Raw genomic sequence first — 20,352 nt, forward strand, 5'->3', positions numbered from 1 at the left:
GATTTATACTCTCACAGAAAAGAAACCATTGAAAGAATCTTTGGAACAGCTAAAGAGAATCATGGTTTTAGATATACACAGATGTATGGTAAGGCGCGCATGATAATGAAAGTCGCGCTTACCTTTGCGTGTATGAATTTAAAGAAACTGGCAAAAATACAGCAAGAATGGGATTTGAAAATGGCCTAAAGGAAGGCCTTTTTACACAAAAATCAAAATATAATCTTAGAAAAAAGGAAAGGATGCTGCAAAATTTTAGTTTTGCAGCATCCTCTTTGTCTACACTCTGACAAGACCACCGGGTTTAGCCGGTGGTCTTGTTTTATTATTTTGGTAAACATAGTACAGTATAAAAAATGGATTGTCTATAAATTTAATGCACTCTCCTTCCAAATTGAGTAATATATATATTTGGAAGGAGTTTTTTTATGAAAAGAACGAAATTATTTTTATCATTATTGTGTGTGGCCCTTGTGGCTACAGGATGTAAGGGCTCAGTGGAGAGTCCAGCAGTAGAAGATAATTCTACAAAAGAGGATAGCCAAACTACAGAAGTAGCGACTCAGGAGAATTCTAATTATCGTCCAGAAATATATAGTGGTAAAGAATATATTTTTGAAGAGGCATATGAGGATGGTGTATATTCAGATGCATACGTAACAGGCCACTATGATATGTACAAATTATCACCAGAAACAAGGGAAGCATATCCTGCCCTGAACACAGCTATTGAGGATAGCATGAACGCTCGTAAAAAGAAATATGACGAGACTCACGCTGAATATTTGGATTCCAGCAAACAGCTACGTGAAAGCGGTGAGGTAAGTACCTTCGTTTTAGAGTCAGATCTTTTCCTTAGAAGAGCTGATGAAAAAGTAATAAGCTTTGTGGATCAGGATACTGAGTATGCAGCAGGTGCTCATGGAGTTACCCGATATGAAAGCTACAATTTTGATGTGCAGTCAGGAAAAGAAATCTTACTTGCAGATATTGTGACTGATAAGGAAGCATTTCAAAGTAAGTTAGCCCAGGCTCTCACTGAAAAATATGGTGAGGATACCTTTAATGACTTAGAGGGTAATCTGGCAGATTTAAGTTTAGATAATTACGAGTGGGCCTTTGATTATAATGGAATTACTTTCTATTTAAATGAATTTGCCTCATATTCAGCAGGAGTAATTACTGCTAATTTGCCATACGATAGCTCATTCCTTACACAGGATTTTGCGATTAATTCAAATGAAGGCTATATCTCACAGATTCCACTCTATTATCCTGATACTACTCATATTGATATAGTAGATTCTCTGGATGAGGGTATATCAATTTCACCTAATTACGATCCAAATAATCTGGATTTGTTCTGGATTCAGTCATTGAATATTAGTAAGGATGGACAGACATTCACTACAGATGATTTATATGTATGGGATGTTGAAGCATATATTATTCATATGCCAGATGGCACAGAAAGTCTTATGCTTATGACCACAGGTGATAATGATTATAGTTGTAGCTATGTATATTCATTAGATGGTCAGATTAAGTTATTATCTAATGACAATTTTTCTCATGGTATGGTTTGTGAGGGAGATGATTACGGCCAAATTGTTCCAATTGATCCAGAGAAGGTTGCATTTGTTAGTCGTTTTGATTTACTTGCTACATTTGGTGGAACCAGAAACTATTCTTTTGAGAGCAATGGAACATTTACATCAGTGGATAAGTATTACAAAACAAGCCGTACTCATCAGCAGGATTTAGTATCTAAGACGGAGCTTACTGTCCCAGTTGTAGATGAAGCAGGAGAAGAAACCGGCGAGGAAGTAACACTTCCAGCTGGCACACATTACAGTATTATCCGTACAAATGGAGATGATGAGGTGGACTGCACTATAGAGGATGGCCGCATCATTCGTTTCCATCTAGAGGATTCAAACGGAGAGGGATTTATTGATGATATAGAAATCAATGGTGTAAATGCATACGATTTGTTTGAAATGCTTTGGTATGCAGGATAGAAAAACAGCCTTGTAGCAGAAATGACTGCTATAAGGCTTTTTTAATATGTTCTTTTATTTCTGCTATTAGTTGCTATAATGGGTTATAGCTATAAACAAATCATGGAGGATTAAGATGATTAAAGTTGGAATATTAGGTTACGGAAACCTTGGACGTGGAGTAGAAGCAGCAGTTTCATTAAGCGAAGATATGGAGCTTGTTGCCATTTATACAAGAAGAGACCCAAAGACAGTTACAGTAAAATCAAACGCGCCAGTTAAGAGTACAGATGATTTGGATACAGGAAAAGAGGATATTGATGTTTTAGTTATTTGTGGCGGTAGTGCTACAGACCTTCCAGAGATGACACCAAAGTACGCGAAGCTTTACAATGTAATCGATTCTTTCGATACACACGCAAGAATTCCAGAACATTTTGCAAATGTTGATGCAGCTTCAAAGGAAGCTGGAAAGATTGGACTTATCTCTTGTGGATGGGATCCAGGAATGTTCTCGTTAAATCGCTTATATGCAGCCTCAATTCTTCCAAAGGGACATGCTTATACATTCTGGGGCAAGGGCGTTAGCCAGGGACACTCAGATGCTATCCGTCGCATTGAAGGTGTTGTTGATGCCAGACAGTACACAGTTCCAGTACCAGCTGCGTTAGAGAGAGTTAGAAGCGGAGAAAACCCAGAACTTACTACCAGAGAAAAGCATACAAGAGAGTGCTTCGTAGTTGTTGAAGAGGGCGCTGACAAGGCTCGCATAGAAAAAGAAATCAAGGAAATGCCTAACTATTTCTCAGATTACGATACAACAGTAAACTTTATTTCTGCTGAAGAACTTAAGGCAAACCATAGTGGACTTCCACATGGAGGAAGCGTAATCTACACAGGTGAGACAGGTTTTGATGGCAATAAGCATGTTATCGAGTATCGATTAGATTTGGATTCAAATCCAGAATTTACAGGTGCTACACTTACTGCTTATGCAAGAGCCGTTGTTCGTCTCAATTCTGAAGGTGTTACAGGTGCCAAAACAGTATTTGATATTGCACCAGCATATTTATCACCAATCAGCCCAGAAGAGCTCAGAGCTCATTTCTTATAAATACGAGGGGATAGTAGGTGTAATAGATATTAGATTATCTTCTCAAGCTTAAATTCATCATTTAAAATCAAAACATCAGCTCTGGCACCAGGCTCAAGGCTTCCGATTTCAGGATAAAGACCGATGCTTTTGGCAGGAGTTGATGTGGCAGATTTAATTGCATCATAAACAGGGATTCCAAACTCAATGGCTTTTCTCATGCAATCAAAAAGATTGGTTGCTGAGCCAGCCAGAGTGCCATCTTCGAGGGTGGCATGGAATCCTTTTTTTATTACGTGCTGTTTGCCAAGCTCGTAGTCGCCATCAGGCATTCCGGTGGCTTCCATGGAGTCACTAATAAGAGCTACTCGGTCCGCACCAAAGAGCTTGAAGATAGTGCGTATCATAGTAGGATGGTTGTGAATTCCATCGCAAATCAATTCAACAAAGACATCAGTATTTTCGATAGCAGCACCAAAAACACCAGGTTCCCTGTGGGTGAATTCTGTCATTCCATTACAAAGGTGGGTGACGTGATTTGCACCAGCAGTAAATGCCGAACAAGCCTGCTCATAGGTGGCGGCTGTATGGCCAAGCGAGATGTTTACACTGCCTTTACATTTATTAATAAAATCAATTGCACCGTCCTCTTCAGGAGCAAGAGTGACAAGCTTTATAAGGTTGTCTGAGGCAGCCTGGCATTCATTGAAAAATGAGGCGTCAGGTCTAAAAATATACTTTCCATTTTGAGCAGCCTTTTTCTTTTCAGATATAAAAGGCCCCTCCATATTTATTCCTACTATATTAGCCAACTCAGGGCTTGGTGAAATCTCAGTAGCAGTTTTAAAAATATCTATCAACATATCCTTGGCTAGTGTCATGGATGTAGGGCAGTAGCTGGTAATTCCGCATGACTTTTCATATTTTAAAATCTCACGAATACCCTCAGAGTCTGCATCGCAGAAGTCATGGCCCACAGCACCGTGAGAGTGAATATCAACAAGTCCAGGAATAACGTATTTACGATTTGCATCAATTACTTTCCCATCTGAACCAGCTACGTTAATATCGTCAGTAATTCGTCCATCAGCTATAAGCAAATCTTTTATATGAAAGCTCCCATCCGAGCAAAATACATTTCCGTTTTTTATAATCATAGGATATGACCTCCAGAGGTAATCTTGTGTTTCTTCAATATTAAGGCAAGGGCAGCTTCATCTGCAACCACGGTTACATTATTGTGAAGCTGAAGAATAGAACCTGGGCAGGATGGAGTGATAGGACCGTAGAAGGAATCATACATAGCCTGAGCCTTGGCCTCTCCAGAGGCAATTAATAGGATACTCTTTGCCTGCATTATATTTTTGATTCCCATCGTATATGCGAATTTTGGGACTTCGTCTATGGAATCAAAAAATCTGGAATTGGCCTGTATCGTATTTTCGGTAAGAGCTACACAGTGAGTACTCTTATCAAAGTTGTTGCCAGGCTCATTAAAACCTATATGACCATTTCCACCAATGCCTAGAAGCTGCAAGTCGATTCCGCCAAGTTGTTGAAGAACAGTGTCATATCTTGCACATTCTATTGCCGCATCAAATTCCAGTCCATTTGGAATATTAATATTCTCAGGAGGTATGTTTACATAGTCAAAGAGATTTGTATGCATATAATAGGCATAGCTTTGAGGATCGTCGGCAGAAAGGCCTTTATATTCATCCAGATTTACACTTCGTATTTCCGAAAAATCCAAATCCCCTTTTTTGTACCAGTCAATAAGCTGCTTATAAGTGCCAATAGGAGATTCGCCTGTTGCAAGACCAATAACTGCGTCAGGCTTCATTATTATTTGTGCTGAAATAATGTTGGCAGCTTTTCGACTAAGTTCATTGTAATCTTTTGCTTTGTAAATACGCATATTTACACCTCCTATATCTTATATTATAGGAGCAAGTTGTGAATAAATCTATCGTAATAAAGTGTATGTCAAAAAATACATATAAATTAAATTGAGAGAATATTCTAATAATAAAGATGAAATGATATAATTGGCATATCATTTAACGAAGGGAGATTGAGTATTATGATGAAGTATTTACAAAAAATTGGTAAATCCTTGATGCTTCCAGTAGCTGTCCTGCCGGCTGCAGGTATTCTTTATGGAATTGGTTACTGGATTGATCCAACGGGCTGGGGCGCAAATAGTGTTATCGCAGCATTCTTAATTAAGGCTGCATCAGCTATTATCGATCAGATTCCTATTCTATTTGCTGTTGGTGTATCTATCGGTATGGCGACAGATCATGATGGAACCAGCGCATTATCAGGTCTTGTTTCCTTCCTGATGATTACCACACTTCTTGGAACAAGCGCTGTTGCTATGTACACAAAGGTTGATCCATCTGAAGTTCCAGCAGCTTTCGGAAAAATCAGTAATGCGTTCATCGGTATTCTTTCAGGTCTTATTGGTTCAACCTGTTACAACCGTTTTAGGAATACCCAGCTGCCGGATTGGCTGGCGTTCTTTAGCGGTAAACGATGTGTTGCTATTGTTACGGCTTTGGCATCTATAGTGGCATCCTTTGTACTTTACTTTGTATGGCCAATTATTTATGGCGCTCTTGTTGCCTTTGGTACATCTATTCTTGGTCTTGGACCAATAGGTGCAGGTATCTATGTAATGCTCAACAGAGCATTACTTCCACTTGGATTACATCATGCTTTAAATGCTGTATTCTGGTTTGATACAGCAAACATCAACGATCTTGGCTTATTCTGGTCAGGTGCTGATGGAGCAGTTAAGGGTGTTACTGGTCAGTATATGACAGGATTCTTCCCTGTAATGATGTTTGGTCTTCCAGCAGGAGCCCTTGCTATGTATCACACAGCAAAGGATTCTAAGAAGAAGGTAGTTTATTCCCTTATGATGGCTGGAGCAATCTCTTCAATCTTCACAGGAATTACAGAGCCAATTGAATTCTCATTCATGTTCATGGCACCTGGTCTCTACCTGGTACATGCAATCTTAGCTGGTATTTCTGCAGCAGTCTGCGCAGCTCTTCCATTTAGAGTTGGCTTCAACTTCTCTGCAGGGTTTGTAGATTGGCTTTTGAGCTTCAAGGCTCCTATGGCATTAAATCCATGGCTGTTGTTCCCAATTGGTGCAGCATTTGCAGTTGTTTACTATGTAATATTTAGATTCGTAATTACGAAGTTTGATCTAAAGACACCAGGTCGTGAGGACGATGAAGAAGATGAAGTAAATATTGAAATCGGAGATTCAAATTTTGCAGCAATGGCTGCTACAATCCTTGAGGGATTAGGTGGCAAAGAAAATATCAAAGAACTTGATTATTGCGCTACACGAGTACGTGTTGAAATCGCTGACTACACTCAGGTAGATGAGAAGAAGATTAAGAGTTCAGGTGTACCTGGCATCGTACGACCATCCAAGAATACAGTGCAGGTTGTTGTAGGACCAAAGGTACAGTTTGTATTTGATGAAATTAAAAAATTAATGTAGTTTATAAAAATGAGGATTCGCAAATGCGAATCCTCGTCTTTTATTTATCTCTAAATATAGTTCTAAAAATTAATCTTACAAATGGTCCACAGTAGAAGAGCTGATATAAAAGAGCCATTGGGAAGTTCATTGCCCATGTCTGAATCCATGTTCCAAAAGAGTGTGTATCCTTGAAAAGGAACATAGCGATGAGGCTCATTGTAGGGCACATAATACAGCAGATGCAGATTGAAATAGCATAAGTGATGAAATGTGGATTGTCCTTAGCTGGATCAATAACTGAAAAAGCAAGTCCTTTTGCAATCTTTCCAACGATGAAAAACTCTAATACAAATGCGATAGGCACCATAATTGGAAGCTCTCTAAGAGCCATAACGAAAGTAGCGTTTGTAACACCACCTGTTGCAAGGGCTACATTGTAAACTACCATTCCATAGACCATAACTGTGGCCATAATAATTGTAAATACTACATCCTGAAATTTGTTTTTAGGCATAAAAATCCTCCTTCTGATAATGAATAACATAATAAAAATGTGTTGTTCGTTATCATCCGGAGGATGTGTCGTTTCCAATAAAACCATTTCTAAAGCTCGGTTATCTTATCATATTTTTTCAGGTCATGTAACAGTTTTTTTGATATTTTATATATTTTCACCGAAATATCATATATGTTGAATAAACTAAATGGAGGAAGATTATGTTTTAGACAGCATATAGGTGATTGTATGGAAAGTAAAGATAAGGTTTTTACTGCACCTCAGGGAATGAAGATTGTAGTTGAGGGGCAGCCAGATTCATATTTATATATTATCCTGTCGGGAAGGGCATGGCTAAGGATATGGTCAGGATGAAGACCATGTACAGCGATGTAAATAAGGAGCTTTTAAAGTATAAGAAAAAAGAATCGCCTGATGAATCTGAGCCAGAAGAAATCATCCTAAAGGATAATAGTGGTACCCATAGAATCTTCAATCCTAAAAATCCTCATGTGGGAGGCAAGGCCAAGATGAGATTTTTAGGCAGGGATGAGTAAGGTCTAGATGGTGTAATAATAAACTTCTAGATTGCCATAATAAACTGTTTGCGTTATATTGATTTTATGAAATGACATCAACTAGATGTCATTTCTTTTTATCAATAATGACATTCACTAAATGTCAAAGTAAATGGAGAATAAAAATGGCAAGACTAATCAATTTTCGTGAGTACCCTATTATCATTTGTTTAAAAAAAATGTTAAAGGACAATACAACTGGTAGAAATATAATTTTTGCTACTGATATCTATACAGGGAATCCTAGAGATGAAATTACTGAAGAGTTTATTTTATCTAATGGGACTGAGTACGAGATTTGCCCTCGCGTTGAGAAAGATAGTAATCTTCAAAACGATCGAACCAGAAAAAAAGCCGAAGTATTCACGCCGTCTTGGATTTGTAACAAGATGAATAACCATTGTGATAGTGAATGGTTTGGAAGAGATAATGTTTTTAATGTTGAAGATGGCGAGTCTTGGAAAAGTGTAGGAGGACCGATTGAGTTTCCAAAAGGTAGGAATTGGAAAGATTATATTCTTTCAAAAAGGTTGGAGATTACCTGTGGAGAGGCTCCATATATAGCTTCAAGATATGATGCCGCCACTGGAGAAATAATTTCTTTGAGTAACCGTATAGGAATACTTGATAGAAAAATTAGAATTATAAATGAAAATGTTCATGAGGAAAAAGAGTGGCTCAAGTGGGTTTTTAATGCTTTTAAGAGTGTATATGGATACGAGTTTCAAGGTGATAATCTTCTTATAGCAAGAGTAAATCTTCTTCTTACATTTGTAGATTATTTAGAGGATAGATGGAAGAGACAGCCTACTGATAAAGAGTTAAATGAATTAGTAAAAATTATAGTATGGAATTTCTGGCAGATGGATGGAATTACAGGAACAGTACCATTTGGAAAGCCAGTTGAAGAGTTTCATCAGATGACGTTCTTTGATTATCAACAAGGAATAAATGACACAGAGCCAGAGCAAGTAGATTGTGTGATTTATGATTGGGAAAAGAAGGAAGAAGTAGTATATAGGAAGATACAGTAAAGTTTGACAAAATGTAGTAATAGCATTATGATTTATCCATAAGAAAGAGCACTCGCCCGAAAGGTGGGTTAGCTCCCTAGGATGACAAATAGCCTATCCCGGTCTCGCCAAAGTACAAGGATGGGCTATTTTTATTTTCGCTTATTATTCCTATCGATATAGGTAAGCAATGCAAGAAGAAAAGAACCTTCAAGAAACAACAATGTAAGTACTTGGTATGTATCCATCTGCACCACCTCCCGTTTTAATGAATGAGTAACACTAAACTAGGGAGATTAACCGCACCTTGAAACACGAGTGCTCATGGGATATATAATAGCAAATCTATGGTTGAAATTCTATTGACTTTTCGAACAAACTTTCGTATCGAAAAAGGTCTTGTATGTGCATGTTTTTAGGGAAATAAAAGGGAATATATAAGGAAATTATAGGATTGTTAGAGGAAGTATTTCAGAGATGAAGTACTTCCTTTTTTATTGTTTTAGAAGATCTAAAATTCCGCAGTGGAGTGCCTTAGCCAGATACTGTAATTCTATATCTGTAACAAAGCGCTTACCACATTCTATACGCTGGATGGCGTTCTTATCTACATCGAGACCTAATCTTTGCAATTCTTCAGCTAAGCCATTTTGAGAAAATCTTAATTCAATTCTAAGGTTGTGGACATTATAACCACAAATATTATTTCTTCCATCAGATGCTTTGTTTCCAAACATATTGACATTCTCCTTCAATCAATTTGACATTCACTGATTGTCACAAACAATATTTTGCGTTATATTGAGAATTAGAATGACATTCATAGGATGCTTTATTGGCATTCTATGAATGTTTTTTGGCTCGAAGCGACATTTAGTGAATGTCAAAATCGAGCCTTTGCTTATATGTGAAATGACATCTAGTGAATGTCAAAAACGAATGAAAAGGGGAATGTATAAATGAAGTTTGATTATGTGATTGGAAATCCTCCATATCAAGAAAGTATCAGTGATTCTAGTAGCAATAAATCTCTTTCCAAGCAGTTGTTTCCTATCTTCATGAAGGCTGCTATTGAAACTTCGGCAGAAAAGGTTGCTATGATTACTCCTTCCCGATGGTTTGCGGGAGACGCTCAGGATAAATCTTTTTTGAAGTTGAGAGAATATATACATGACAATAATCATATGCGTGTTATGTATAATTACAAAAATGGGAAGGAAGTGTTTCCAAATGCTGAAATAAAAGGGGGAGTTAATTATTTTTTATATGACAAATGTTACGAAGGAAAGGTTAAATTTGTAAATGTAGAAGCAGGGTATGAAAAAGTTGAGATAAGAAATCTTTTTGAAGATGATTTGGACATTATTATTAGCGATCAAATAAACTATGAGATATTGAAAAAAGTTAAAGATGATAAGGATTTTATATCGCTATATACAATTACCAAGGGAAGGAATGCATTTGGTGTTATTGGAAAGAAAGATGTTGTTGAATCAATTTCCTACACGGAGAGAAAAGATGATGCTATAGAATTAAGATGTATGGCAGATGAAATTAGATGGACAAAGAGAGAGTTTATAACAAAGAATGTTGATTTAATTGATAAGTATAAAGTTTATATATCAAAATCTGCTGGAAACCCTAATAAAGATAGAAAAGTTATAGGAATACCTTATGTTGGAGGCATTGGGTCAGTTTGTACAGATTCGTTATTTCCTATTGGTTCTTTTGAGACGGAAATAGAGGCTATAAATTTGGCCAAATATATGAAAACGAAATTTTTGCGATATTTGGTTAGTATAGTTAAGATGTCACAGAATGTAACACAAATAGTATATAAGTTTGTGCCACTACAGGATTTCACAAGTAAATCAGATATTGACTGGAATTTATCTATTAGTGAAATAGATAAAATTCTATACGCAAAATATAATTTGTTGGCAAATGAGATTGAGTTGATAGAAAGTAGTATAGAAGGAGTTGAATAATATGATTACACCAAACATTAAAACAACTGAAAAGATTGTTCCAATGATTTATGCATATACTACTCCTGAAATTGTGAGACATAACGGCTGGACTAAGATTGGATATACAGAGCAGGATGTTATTACACGAATCGAGCAGCAAACTCATACTGCAGATATAGAGTATAACCTTGAATGGCAGGGAAGAGCTGTATTTGATGACGGGTCTGAGGAAAGATTTACCGACAAAGATTTTCATGCATATCTGAGAAAAGATGGTGTTGAACAAGAAGAAGGTAAGAATAATGAATGGTTTAAAATTACTGGCCCGGATTCAAATGTAAAGTTCAATACATTTAGGCAGAATCATGGAATAGTAAAACTAAATCATACTATTATTCCGTATCAGTTAAGAGATGAGCAGATAGATGCAGTAGAGCTTACCAAGGAGTACCATGATTCTCATTCTGAGGGTGAATTTCTTTGGAACGCAAAACCTAGATTTGGAAAGACGCTTGCGGTATATGATTTTTGTAAGAAAATAGGCGCCACTACTGTTCTCATAGTTACAAATCGCCCTGCTATAGCTAATTCATGGTATAGCGATTACATGAGATTCTTGGGCACAGAATCAGGTTACTACTTTGTCAGTGAAGTAGAAGCTTTAAAGGGAAGGACAGGGGTCTTAAGTAGACAAGAGTATACCAGAGCATCTAGGGATGATGAGTTGGGATGTATCGAATTTGTAAGCCTTCAAGATATGAAAGGCTCAGTATACTTTGGTGGTCAGTATGATAAGCTTTCAGAGATAAGCAAGTCTAAGGGAATGGAATGGGATTTGCTGGTAGTAGACGAGGCGCATGAAGGTGTTGATACATATAAAACTGACGTGGCCTTTGACCAAATTAAGCGAAAATTTACATTGCATCTTTCTGGAACTCCATTTAAGGCTCTTGCAAATAATAAATTTGCTGATGATGCAATCTATAACTATACCTATGCAGATGAGCAGAAGAGAAAAAGAGATTGGGATGATTCCAACGAACATGAAAATCCTTATGCTATATTACCAAAGTTAAATCTCTATACATACCAAATGTCAGAGATTATTAAGGATGAGCTTTCGCAGGGAATAGAAATACAGGGAGAGACAGTAGAGTATGCATTTGACCTTAATGAGTTCTTTGCTACAAATAACGGAAAGTTTATTCACAATAGTTCTGTAGATAAATTCCTTGATGCGTTAACCAGGAAAACGAAATTTCCTTTTTCTACTGAAGAGTTAAGAAATGAGCTTAAGCATACTTTCTGGATTTTGGACAGAGTAGATAGTGCAAAAGCTTTAGCAAAGAAGCTACAAGAGCATCCTGTGTTTAGCAATTACTTTATTGTACTTGCAGCAGGTGATGGAAAAATTGATGATGACGATGAAAATCAAAAGTCATACGACAAAGTGGTAGATGCTATATCGAAATATGAGAAAACTATCACTATATCAGTAGGCCAGCTTACCACAGGAATAACTATTCCAGAATGGACTGGTGTATTAATGTTATCAAACATGAAATCGCCATCATTATATATGCAAGCTGCATTCCGCGCTCAGAATCCATGTTTATTTATGGAAGGAAATGAATTTAGACGTAAAGAAAATGCGTATGTGTTTGACTTTGATCCGGCTCGTACTCTAATAATCTTCGAGGAATTTGCTAATGACTTATCCGTAAATACGGTATCGGGTAGAGGGGAGATTAATACTAGAAAAGAGAATATCACAGAGCTTTTAAACTTCTTTCCTGTAATAGGTGAGGATGAAAATGGTGAACTTGTTGAGCTTGATGCAGAGCAGGTATTAACTATCCCTAGAAAGATCAAATCTGTAGAGGTTGTTCGTCGAGGATTTATGAGTAATTTTCTTTTCCAAAATATAGGGAATGTTTTCTCGGCGCCAAAAGAGGTAATGGATATTATTGAGCAGTTCACAGCCTATTCAGAGCCTAAGGAAAAAGTAAATCTTACAGACGAGGTAAAAAAAGATTTATCAATTAACGAAGATGGAAATGTTGAACTACCAGAGGAATACGTAATAGGTTTGGCAAAGGACATTTTTGGAGATAAGGTAGTTGATACAACTGAGCTTAAGCAGAAGGTAGAGATATTTGGTAAAGAGCCTGAGACCAGTGAGCGCAAAAAGAAGATGGCCGAAACACTTAAAAAGATTGCAAAATCTGAAGTGGTAGATTCTATTATTCAAACAACTAAAGATAACTTTAAAGAAGATCTACGTAAGAACGACGCTAAGCAATTGGAGTCTAAGCTCACTCAGGATGTGGATAGAATTATCGATAAAGCAGTTACTGAGCTGACTATCCAGGAAAACACCTTGGAGATAGAAAAGAAAGAAGCCTTACAGGCTCGTCATGAGACTGGTAAGACTACTGATGAAATCGAGAAAGAGTTTGAAGATAAAAAGCAGGATGTAATAGAAAGATTCCAAACAGGTTTAATGGATGCTATTGAGCAGTTTGATAAAGAATCAAAAGTGGAGACAACTAGAACTGTTGAGACTAAGATAAAAGAACGTGAAAAGGATACTATCGAAGATGGCATCAGAGATCACCTTCGAGGATTTTCACGTACAATTCCATCTTTCCTAATGGCATATGGTGACGATACGGTTACACTAGCTACATTTGATAATATTATTCCTGATAAGGTTTTCCTAGAGGTGACCAGTATAACACTGGAACAATTTAGATTTCTTAGAGACGGTGGAGAATATATTGATTCAGAAACAGGAGAAAAGAGATACTTTAATGGTCATCTCTTTGACTCGGTTGTATTTGATGATTCAGTAAAAGAATTTTTAAATCTCAAAAAGAAGCTTGCAGACTATTTTGATGAGAAGAGTGTAGAGGATATATTTGATTACATTCCACCTCAGAAAACAAATCAGATATATACACCAAAGGATGTTGTAAAGCGTATGGTAGACATGCTTGAAGAAGAAAATCCTGGATGTTTCGATATGCCAGATAAGACATTTATTGACTTATATATGAAGTCTGGTTTGTATATTACAGAGATAGTGAAGAGACTATATCAGAGTAAGGAAATACAAAGACTTTATCCAGATAAGGCTGATAGATTAAGACATATATTTGAAAAGCAGGTTTATGGTCTTGCACCAACAGAGATTATATATAAAATTGCCACCAGCTTTATTTTAGGATTTGATGAAGAAGTGGCAATAACTAAACATAACTTTAAGCAGGTTGATGCTTTACCTTATGCAAAAGAAGGAACATTACAGCAGAAACTTGATGAATTATTCGATTAAAAAAAGGAGGATTCGCATATGCGAATCCTCTTCATTATTTAACTCCAAGAATCTTCTTGGCGTTTTCTATGCGCTCTGAACTTGGTGATTCCACACCCTCGAGGCGATATGGAATACCCATCTCGATGTATTTAGGAACACCGAGAGTATGATATGGAAGAACCTCTACACGTTCTACTGATTTTAAGGTGTCTATGAATTCTCTAGTCCTTCTAAGGTAGTCATCATTATCGCTACCACCTGGCACAAGCACATGTCTTATCCAGATAGGAATATTCATATCTGAAATCTCCTGAGCCATCTGAAGAATGTTGGCATTATCAACACCTGTAAGCTCCTTGTGAGCTACAGGGTCAATATTTTTAATATCTAGTAAAACTATATCAGTAAGGCTCATAAGCTCCTTCCACTTAGAATAAAAAGGTTCATCATGAGTGAAAGGCTGGCCTGCTGTATCGATGCAGGTGCTGATGCCCTGAGCCTTTGCTTTTTTAAATAAATCAAGCACAAAGTCAATCTGAAGAAGTGGTTCACCACCACTGACTGTGATGCCGCCGTCTTTTTTCCAATATGGCTTGAAGCGGAGAGCCTTTTTCAATAGCTCATCTGCAGTGAATTCCTGCCCATGACCCTCAGCCCATGTCTCAGGATTATGACAAAAAGCACATCTCATCCTACATCCATTCAAGAAAATCAGGTATCGTACCCCAGGACCATCCACTGCGCCAAATGATTCCAATTTATTAACGTATCCAATAACGTTGCTCAATTCAGTACCTCCAGTATTTCTAGTACTTGCTACTAAGATATTTAGAAAAAGGCGTAGGTTTTAAAGTGCCTCGTGGCAAGTACGAGAGATTACGTCGAGCTGCTGCTCCTTTGTTAAGTCAATGAACTTAACAGCGTATCCAGATACACGGATAGTGAAGTTAGCATACTCTGGCTTCTCTGGATGCTCCATAGCATCGATGAGCTTCTCCTTGCCAAATACGTTGACGTTAAGGTGATGTGCACCCTGATCGAAGTAACCGTCAAGTACATTTACAAGGTTGTTTACACGCTCTTCCTCAGTGTGACCAAGGGCACCTGGGTTGATTGTCTGTGTATTAGAAATTCCATCAAGTGCCTCTTCGTATGGAAGCTTAGCAACAGAGTTGAGGGAAGCGATAAGTCCGTTAACCTCAGCACCGTAAGATGGGTTAGCACCTGGTGAAAGTGGCTCGCCAGCTGGACGTCCATCTGGAAGAGCACCTGTAGCCTTACCATAAACTACGTTTGAAGTAATTGTAAGTATTGATGTTGTAGGCTCTGAATCTCTGTATGTATGGATGTGACGAAGCTTGCCCATGAATGTACGAAGAAGCCAGATAGCGATTTCGTCTGCTCTGTCATCATCGTTACCGTAACGTGGGAAATCTCCCTCTATCTCAAAGTCCTTTGTAACGCCGTTCTCATCACGAACAGCCTTAACCTTTGCATACTTGATAGCTGAAAGTGAGTCTACACAGTGTGAGAATCCAGCGATACCTGTAGCAAATGAACGACGTACATGTGTATCGATGAGTGCCATCTGGCAAGCCTCATAGTAGTACTTGTCGTGCATGTAGTGAATCATGTTAAGTGTACCTACATAGAGGTGTGCAAGCCAATCCATCATCTGGTCGAACTTCTGCATAACCTCATCATAATCAAGGTACTCTGAAGTGATAGCCTTGTACTCTGGACCTACCTGGTCGCCAGACTTCTCATCAACACCACCGTTGATAGCGTAGAGAAGACACTTAGCAAGGTTTGCACGAGCACCGAAGAACTGAAGCTCCTTACCTGTCTCTGTTGCAGATACGCAGCAGCAGATTGAGTAATCATCGCCCCATGTAACACGCATTACATCATCATTCTCGTACTGGATTGAAGATGTAGTAACAGAAATCTTTGAAGCGTACTTCTTGAAGGACTCAGGAAGACGGCTTGAATACATAACAGTAAGGTTTGGCTCTGGTGAAGGTCCCATGTTTTCAAGTGTGTGAAGGAATCTGTAGCAAGTCTTTGTAACCTGATGACGTCCATCAAGACCGATACCACCAACCTCGAGAGTAGCCCAAACTGGGTCACCTGAGAAGAGCTGGTTGTAAGACTCGATACGAGCAAACTTAACCATACGGCACTTCATTGTGAAGTGGTCGATGATTTCCTGAGCCTCTGACTCAGTGATGATTCCCTTTGCAAGGTCACGTGAGAAGTAGATATCAAGGAAAGTAGAAACACGACCTACTGACATAGCAGCGCCGTTCTGTGTCTTGATTGCTGCAAGGTAACCGAAGTATAACCACTGAACAGCTTCCTTAGCTGTGCCAGCTGGCTTAGAAATATCGATGCCATAAATAGCAGCCATTTCCTTCATGCCCTTAAGAGCATTAATCTGATCTGTGATTTCCTCACGAAGCTGGAAATCGTAACGACGCATACCCTGACGAGCAGTTGCATCGAAATCAGCCTTCTTCTTCTCGATAAGGTAATCAATACCATAAAGAGCAACACGTCTGTAATCGCCTACGATACGACCACGTCCGTATGTATCAGGTAGACCTGTAAGAATTTTATTGTGACGGGCTTTCTTCATCTCTGGTGTGTAGATGTCGAATACACCCTGATTATGTGTCTTGTGATATTTAGTAAAAATCTCGTGAAGCTTCTCGCTTGGCTCATAACCATACATTCTGCAAGACTGCTCAGCCATAGTGATACCACCAAATGGCATGAAAGCTCTCTTAAGAGGCTTGTCTGTCTGAAGACCAACAATCTGCTCGAGCTCCTTTGTCTCCTCTGAAATGTAACCTGCGCCATGAGAAGTAAGTGAAGATACAATATCTGTATCCATGTCGAGAACGCCACCCTTTGCACGTTCAGCTGCCTGAAGTTCCTGAAGCTTTCCCCAGAGAGTGTTAGTAGCCTCTGTTGGGTCTGCTAAGAAAGATTCATCTCCATCATATGGAGTGTAGTTGTTCTGGATGAAATCACGTACATCAACGTTGTCTTTCCAAACGCGACCTACGAATCCATCCCACTGTGAGAAATCGTGATTTGCCATGATTATTCTTCCTTTCTACTACAAAAACATTAAATGCTTCACGCTAGTTGGGGTTGTGTCTGCGCATATCCTTGGACAGTTAGATGCGTCTAACACGCTAGCTGAGAAATACTATAACATATGTCTGACAAAAAAATAACAATGTACCTCAATTAATACATTGCAGATATAATTTTTGTTCAATTAACCAAAAATAAAGAAATTTTTTGACCCCAGAGATGGAAACTTATTGATAATTAAGTTACTATTCACAGTAGCTCTACCCATATTCATAATGGAAGTCTTTCAGACTTCTTTCTCAGTGCTAAAGCACTTAACATTATTCATATGGTAGAGCCATTGATTCCAGTTTATAAAATATTAAAAATTATTCTTTACCAAATGAATTTGGACAGAATATCTTTTTAATATTTTATAACTGTGAATAGTAACTTTTTTAAAAATAAATAACGAAAAATTCATAAAAATAGAGTACAATAGATGCAGTCGTATGGGGTGAATTTTGTATTGGGAGAAATACTATGATTAACGGCAAGAAATTAGTGGTTCTATGCGCTTATCGTGTCTACGATGCACAGGTATTCAGTTTTATTGCAGAACTCAACAGACTACTTAATGAAAAGGATTGTTGTCTGTTTGTTTATGCATTGAATTCTGAAATAGGAAACAGCGGTGACAATCAGGCAGAGACGGCTGTTTTTGATTTGATTCCTTATGATAAGGCGGATGCTGTTGTAATCATGGATGAAAAGATAAAATGCCGTGAGCTGGTTCAGGACATCCTTGCAAAGGCAGAAATCCATGAGGTTCCATCTGTAGTCATTGATGGACATTATGATGGAGTGTCCTTTGTTAACTATGATTATGAGAAGGGCTTTGAGGCGGTAGTGCGTCATGTTATAGAAGAACATCATGTTACCAGACCTCATTTTATGGCAGGTAAACGCACAAGCGAGTTTTCAAATGCCAGAATAGAAGTCTTTAAAAAGGTAATTGCAGAGAATGGAATTGCCTTTGAGGATAGCATGCTGAGCTATGGTGATTTCTGGTCTATGCCAGCCAGACTCGCTGCGCAGGACATAGTCAGATCTGGAAATCTGCCAGAAGCTGTAATATGTGCCAATGACATTATGGCAATAAATGTCTGCGATGTTTTTCAGGAGGTAGGTCTCAAGATTCCTGAGGACATTATTGTTACTGGCTTTGATGGCATCGAGGAGGCTTTTTGGTCAGTTCCGGGAATCACTACTGCAGCCTGCAACAGCAAGGAACTTGCAGCAGCCATTATGGACGTGGTTCGCCAGCTGTTTGATGGCAAAAGAAATATTGAAAAGTGGATTGAACCATCCTTTATTGCAAACGAATCCTGCGGATGTCCTAGATGCAAGCTGGATTTGTTGTCAGTGGTGGATGGTTTGAACAATAGATTTTATCATCATCAGGATGATATCCATATTATGCAAAATATTGCATCCCGAACAATGGGAGGTCAGTCGATAGAGGAGTGCATTCATTATTTGAAGAATCCTATGACAGCCCACACCTGTTGTGTTATTGAGGAGTCCTGCTTCGATTTGGAAAACAATTTCTTCATGGAAGAAAAAGCCAGTGGAAAGAAATGCGTTTTCTTAGATTCATATTCTGAGGAGGACAGGATTGTGCTTTATAATCCAGAGACAATCATTCCTCATTTAGATGGTATTTTGGAAAAAGGATATCATTTAGTTTTTAATGCACTTGAATACATGGGAAAATCTCCAGGATTTATTTGCTATACCTATCCTCGATTTGATATTATTGACTACGCGAAAATGCCAGCCATTACCAATAGCATTGGCATGGGAATTGGCGGGTACGTTTCAATGAAATATCAGAGGTATCTCCGCGATAAGATTAGGAGAATGTATCAGAATGATGCCCTTACAGGCCTATATAATAGAATGGCTTTCAAGGGACATTTCGAGGAACTGAAAGAAGATCCAATAAATAATGGTCAGCCACTTACTGTTATCATGGCTGATTTGAATGGACTAAAAAATATCAACGACACCTGTGGTCACAGTGCGGGCGATCATGCTATTGCCACCGTTGCTAAGGCACTTACTGAAGCCTGCCCACCTAGCGCTATCAGCGTTAGATTTGGCGGTGATGAGATGTTTAGTTTCGTTATTGGTGATTGTGATACAGATGAGATTATTTCTGATATAGAAGAGGAATTAAATGATGAAAGCGAGAGGTTGGATTATACAATTTCTGCCAGCCTCGGAATATATGAGACAGTCTTCCATGAAGAAATAGATTTGGAAGAAGTTATTGGCCATGCAGATGAACAGATGTACAGCGCAAAACGCAGGGTCAAAGAAGGGCGGTAATTTAGTGAGCACAAACACAGAAAAACAAACCACAAAGAAAAAGGGGCCAAGTCAGACAGCACCTATGGGCTTCAAGGGGAAGAATCAGGCGTTTCTTGATGCTGAATACTTAAGTGCCAGATTTAAAAAGACCTCGATAGAGGATGTTATCTCTGTGGGAGTGGTCATTACTAATCCAGAGCACGAGGAGTTGGACAGATTTTATTCTACGGTTCAGCTTACAAGAGGTCACAAGCTCCCACCTCTTATTACGGAGCTTACAGGTCTTACAAATGAAGAGCTTGAATTTGCACCTAGCTACGAAGAAGTTATGACAGAGCTTATTAATCTCGTTAAGAAATGGCAGGTTGGTAAGATTTGTGTCTGGGGTGGCGATAAGAATAATTTCCAGAGGGATTTTGAATCTCGTAATCTGGAGAAGCCACTTAAGAGAAGCGTTGCAAAATTCATCAGCACCTTTGAGAATATTCAAAAGGATGTGAGTCTTGATATCACAGGCGGATTGGATGCAAATCTATCTCTGGCAGATATGAAGACCATCTGCGGACTTGGCGGTCACGTAGCACACAACGCCTTGAATGATGCAGAGGATATGCTTGAGTGTATCAGAATTATCGAGAAGGATGAGATGAAATACGATGGTGTTGAGGCTGCTGAATATAAGAGGTTCAGAGGTGAATACGTTAAAAACAGAAGTTTCGATGATCCAGAGGTGGATGAAGATTACATTATTGATTCACCACTTGGATTACAGTTCTTAGAGGAGCTTAAGGGCAGAGGCTTTGCAGATGACCCTAAGACAAAGGCATTCATGGATGACCTTGGTTTCATTCTTGGTAAAGGAAATGTCTATATGGGTACTTTCTCTGAGATGATGAACGAATAAAGATTACGACCGTT

17 protein-coding genes and 1 pseudogene are annotated in these 20,352 nt (G+C 38.4%); 11 read left to right on the forward strand and 7 right to left on the reverse strand.

Features of this window, described 5'->3' with window-relative positions; genetic code table 11:
* The 3 genes and pseudogenes from BLP54_RS11295 to BLP54_RS11305 form a co-directional block, all read left to right on the forward strand.
* Positions 1–171: pseudogene (locus BLP54_RS11295) on the forward strand (transposase); the annotation flags it as partial.
* Between the two features lie 257 nt (positions 172–428).
* Positions 429–2,021 (forward strand): DUF3298 and DUF4163 domain-containing protein, encoded by a 1,593-nt coding sequence (locus tag BLP54_RS11300; protein ID WP_090169732.1) that lies wholly within the window; start codon positions 429–431, stop codon positions 2,019–2,021.
* A 115-nt stretch (positions 2,022–2,136) separates the two neighbouring features.
* Positions 2,137–3,114: a diaminopimelate dehydrogenase gene (locus BLP54_RS11305; RefSeq protein ID WP_090169733.1), complete on the forward strand. Its 978-nt coding sequence runs from the start codon at positions 2,137–2,139 to the stop codon at positions 3,112–3,114.
* Positions 3,115–3,143: 29 nt separating this feature from the next.
* Here the strand turns inward: BLP54_RS11305 and nagA are convergent, their stop codons facing one another.
* Positions 3,144–4,250: an N-acetylglucosamine-6-phosphate deacetylase gene (gene nagA, locus BLP54_RS11310; protein WP_090169735.1), complete on the reverse strand. Its 1,107-nt coding sequence runs from the start codon at positions 4,248–4,250 to the stop codon at positions 3,144–3,146.
* Complete coding sequence (nagB, locus tag BLP54_RS11315; RefSeq protein ID WP_090169737.1) at positions 4,247–5,011, reverse strand: glucosamine-6-phosphate deaminase; 765 nt, start codon at positions 5,009–5,011, stop codon at positions 4,247–4,249. Before nagB ends, nagA begins: the two co-directional genes overlap by 4 nt.
* A gap of 165 nt (positions 5,012–5,176) precedes the next feature.
* On the opposite strand from nagB, the gene nagE reads away from it, so the two are divergent.
* Positions 5,177–6,616 carry an N-acetylglucosamine-specific PTS transporter subunit IIBC gene (gene nagE / locus BLP54_RS11320; protein WP_176754541.1) on the forward strand — a complete coding sequence of 480 codons (1,440 nt, stop codon included), beginning with the start codon at positions 5,177–5,179 and terminating at the stop codon, positions 6,614–6,616.
* Positions 6,617–6,656: 40 nt separating this feature from the next.
* On the opposite strand, the gene BLP54_RS11325 is transcribed toward nagE, so the two are convergent.
* Positions 6,657–7,112, reverse strand: coding sequence for a DUF2798 domain-containing protein (locus BLP54_RS11325; RefSeq protein ID WP_090169739.1), 456 nt, complete (start codon positions 7,110–7,112; stop codon positions 6,657–6,659).
* 231 nt (positions 7,113–7,343) lie between these two features.
* Between BLP54_RS11325 and BLP54_RS16255 the strand changes: the two genes are divergently transcribed.
* From BLP54_RS16255 to BLP54_RS11335, 3 genes are all read left to right on the forward strand, one after another.
* Positions 7,344–7,469 carry a cyclic nucleotide-binding domain-containing protein gene (locus BLP54_RS16255; RefSeq protein WP_278335362.1) on the forward strand — a complete coding sequence of 42 codons (126 nt, stop codon included), beginning with the start codon at positions 7,344–7,346 and terminating at the stop codon, positions 7,467–7,469.
* Positions 7,445–7,651 carry a hypothetical protein gene (locus tag BLP54_RS11330; RefSeq protein WP_143002019.1) on the forward strand — a complete coding sequence of 69 codons (207 nt, stop codon included), beginning with the start codon at positions 7,445–7,447 and terminating at the stop codon, positions 7,649–7,651. Before BLP54_RS16255 ends, BLP54_RS11330 begins: the two co-directional genes overlap by 25 nt.
* A 146-nt stretch (positions 7,652–7,797) precedes the next feature.
* The gene (locus BLP54_RS11335; protein ID WP_090169744.1) at positions 7,798–8,706 is read left to right on the forward strand and encodes a restriction endonuclease subunit M; all 909 of its coding nucleotides are present in this window, start codon (positions 7,798–7,800) and stop codon (positions 8,704–8,706) included.
* Positions 8,707–8,837: 131 nt separating this feature from the next.
* Here the strand turns inward: BLP54_RS11335 and BLP54_RS16120 are convergent, their stop codons facing one another.
* Together BLP54_RS16120 and BLP54_RS11340 are read right to left on the reverse strand one after the other, a co-directional pair.
* Positions 8,838–8,933: a putative holin-like toxin gene (locus tag BLP54_RS16120; protein ID WP_242870694.1), complete on the reverse strand. Its 96-nt coding sequence runs from the start codon at positions 8,931–8,933 to the stop codon at positions 8,838–8,840.
* Between the two features lie 246 nt (positions 8,934–9,179).
* Entirely contained in the window at positions 9,180–9,422 is a 243-nt protein-coding gene (locus BLP54_RS11340; protein ID WP_090169747.1) for a helix-turn-helix domain-containing protein, read from the reverse strand.
* Between the two features lie 222 nt (positions 9,423–9,644).
* Here BLP54_RS11340 and BLP54_RS11345 point away from each other — a divergent pair, with 222 nt between their 5' ends.
* Positions 9,645–10,673: an Eco57I restriction-modification methylase domain-containing protein gene (locus BLP54_RS11345; RefSeq protein WP_090169749.1), complete on the forward strand. Its 1,029-nt coding sequence runs from the start codon at positions 9,645–9,647 to the stop codon at positions 10,671–10,673.
* Between the two features lies 1 nt (position 10,674).
* Positions 10,675–13,992: a DEAD/DEAH box helicase family protein gene (locus tag BLP54_RS11350; RefSeq protein WP_090169752.1), complete on the forward strand. Its 3,318-nt coding sequence runs from the start codon at positions 10,675–10,677 to the stop codon at positions 13,990–13,992.
* A gap of 34 nt (positions 13,993–14,026) precedes the next feature.
* Here the strand turns inward: BLP54_RS11350 and pflA are convergent, their stop codons facing one another.
* Both pflA and pflB read right to left on the reverse strand, forming a co-directional pair.
* Entirely contained in the window at positions 14,027–14,761 is a 735-nt protein-coding gene (gene pflA, locus BLP54_RS11355; protein WP_090169754.1) for a pyruvate formate-lyase-activating protein, read from the reverse strand.
* A 60-nt stretch (positions 14,762–14,821) separates the two neighbouring features.
* On the reverse strand, positions 14,822–17,080 hold the full coding sequence (gene pflB / locus BLP54_RS11360; protein WP_090169756.1) for a formate C-acetyltransferase: 2,259 nt from the start codon (positions 17,078–17,080) through the stop codon (positions 14,822–14,824).
* Positions 17,081–17,601: 521 nt separating this feature from the next.
* On the opposite strand from pflB, the gene BLP54_RS11365 reads away from it, so the two are divergent.
* Positions 17,602–19,452: a GGDEF domain-containing protein gene (locus BLP54_RS11365; protein WP_090169758.1), complete on the forward strand. Its 1,851-nt coding sequence runs from the start codon at positions 17,602–17,604 to the stop codon at positions 19,450–19,452.
* Positions 19,453–19,456: 4 nt separating this feature from the next.
* Positions 19,457–20,338: an exonuclease domain-containing protein gene (locus BLP54_RS11370; RefSeq protein ID WP_176754542.1), complete on the forward strand. Its 882-nt coding sequence runs from the start codon at positions 19,457–19,459 to the stop codon at positions 20,336–20,338.
* The last annotated feature ends 14 nt before the right edge of the window (positions 20,339–20,352 follow it).

It is taken from the genome of Pseudobutyrivibrio sp. 49, assembly GCF_900100545.1.
Lineage (GTDB): Bacteria > Bacillota > Clostridia > Lachnospirales > Lachnospiraceae > Pseudobutyrivibrio.

What these genes read in the sequence shown, in the direction of transcription:
- BLP54_RS11365 (WP_090169758.1), top strand. Translation starts at nt 17,602, where the DNA reads ATGATTAACGGCAAGAAATTAGTGGTTCTATGCGCTTATCGTGTCTAC.
- BLP54_RS16120 (WP_242870694.1), bottom strand. Translation starts at nt 8,933, where the DNA reads ATGGATACATACCAAGTACTTACATTGTTGTTTCTTGAAGGTTCTTTT.
- BLP54_RS11300 (WP_090169732.1), top strand. Translation starts at nt 429, where the DNA reads ATGAAAAGAACGAAATTATTTTTATCATTATTGTGTGTGGCCCTTGTG.
- BLP54_RS11330 (WP_143002019.1), top strand. Translation starts at nt 7,445, where the DNA reads ATGGCTAAGGATATGGTCAGGATGAAGACCATGTACAGCGATGTAAAT.
- BLP54_RS11350 (WP_090169752.1), top strand. Translation starts at nt 10,675, where the DNA reads ATGATTACACCAAACATTAAAACAACTGAAAAGATTGTTCCAATGATT.
- BLP54_RS16255 (WP_278335362.1), top strand. Translation starts at nt 7,344, where the DNA reads ATGGAAAGTAAAGATAAGGTTTTTACTGCACCTCAGGGAATGAAGATT.
- nagA (WP_090169735.1), bottom strand. Translation starts at nt 4,250, where the DNA reads ATGATTATAAAAAACGGAAATGTATTTTGCTCGGATGGGAGCTTTCAT.
- BLP54_RS11305 (WP_090169733.1), top strand. Translation starts at nt 2,137, where the DNA reads ATGATTAAAGTTGGAATATTAGGTTACGGAAACCTTGGACGTGGAGTA.
- BLP54_RS11335 (WP_090169744.1), top strand. Translation starts at nt 7,798, where the DNA reads ATGGCAAGACTAATCAATTTTCGTGAGTACCCTATTATCATTTGTTTA.
- nagB (WP_090169737.1), bottom strand. Translation starts at nt 5,011, where the DNA reads ATGCGTATTTACAAAGCAAAAGATTACAATGAACTTAGTCGAAAAGCT.
- nagE (WP_176754541.1), top strand. Translation starts at nt 5,177, where the DNA reads ATGATGAAGTATTTACAAAAAATTGGTAAATCCTTGATGCTTCCAGTA.
- pflB (WP_090169756.1), bottom strand. Translation starts at nt 17,080, where the DNA reads ATGGCAAATCACGATTTCTCACAGTGGGATGGATTCGTAGGTCGCGTT.
- BLP54_RS11325 (WP_090169739.1), bottom strand. Translation starts at nt 7,112, where the DNA reads ATGCCTAAAAACAAATTTCAGGATGTAGTATTTACAATTATTATGGCC.
- BLP54_RS11345 (WP_090169749.1), top strand. Translation starts at nt 9,645, where the DNA reads ATGAAGTTTGATTATGTGATTGGAAATCCTCCATATCAAGAAAGTATC.
- BLP54_RS11340 (WP_090169747.1), bottom strand. Translation starts at nt 9,422, where the DNA reads ATGTTTGGAAACAAAGCATCTGATGGAAGAAATAATATTTGTGGTTAT.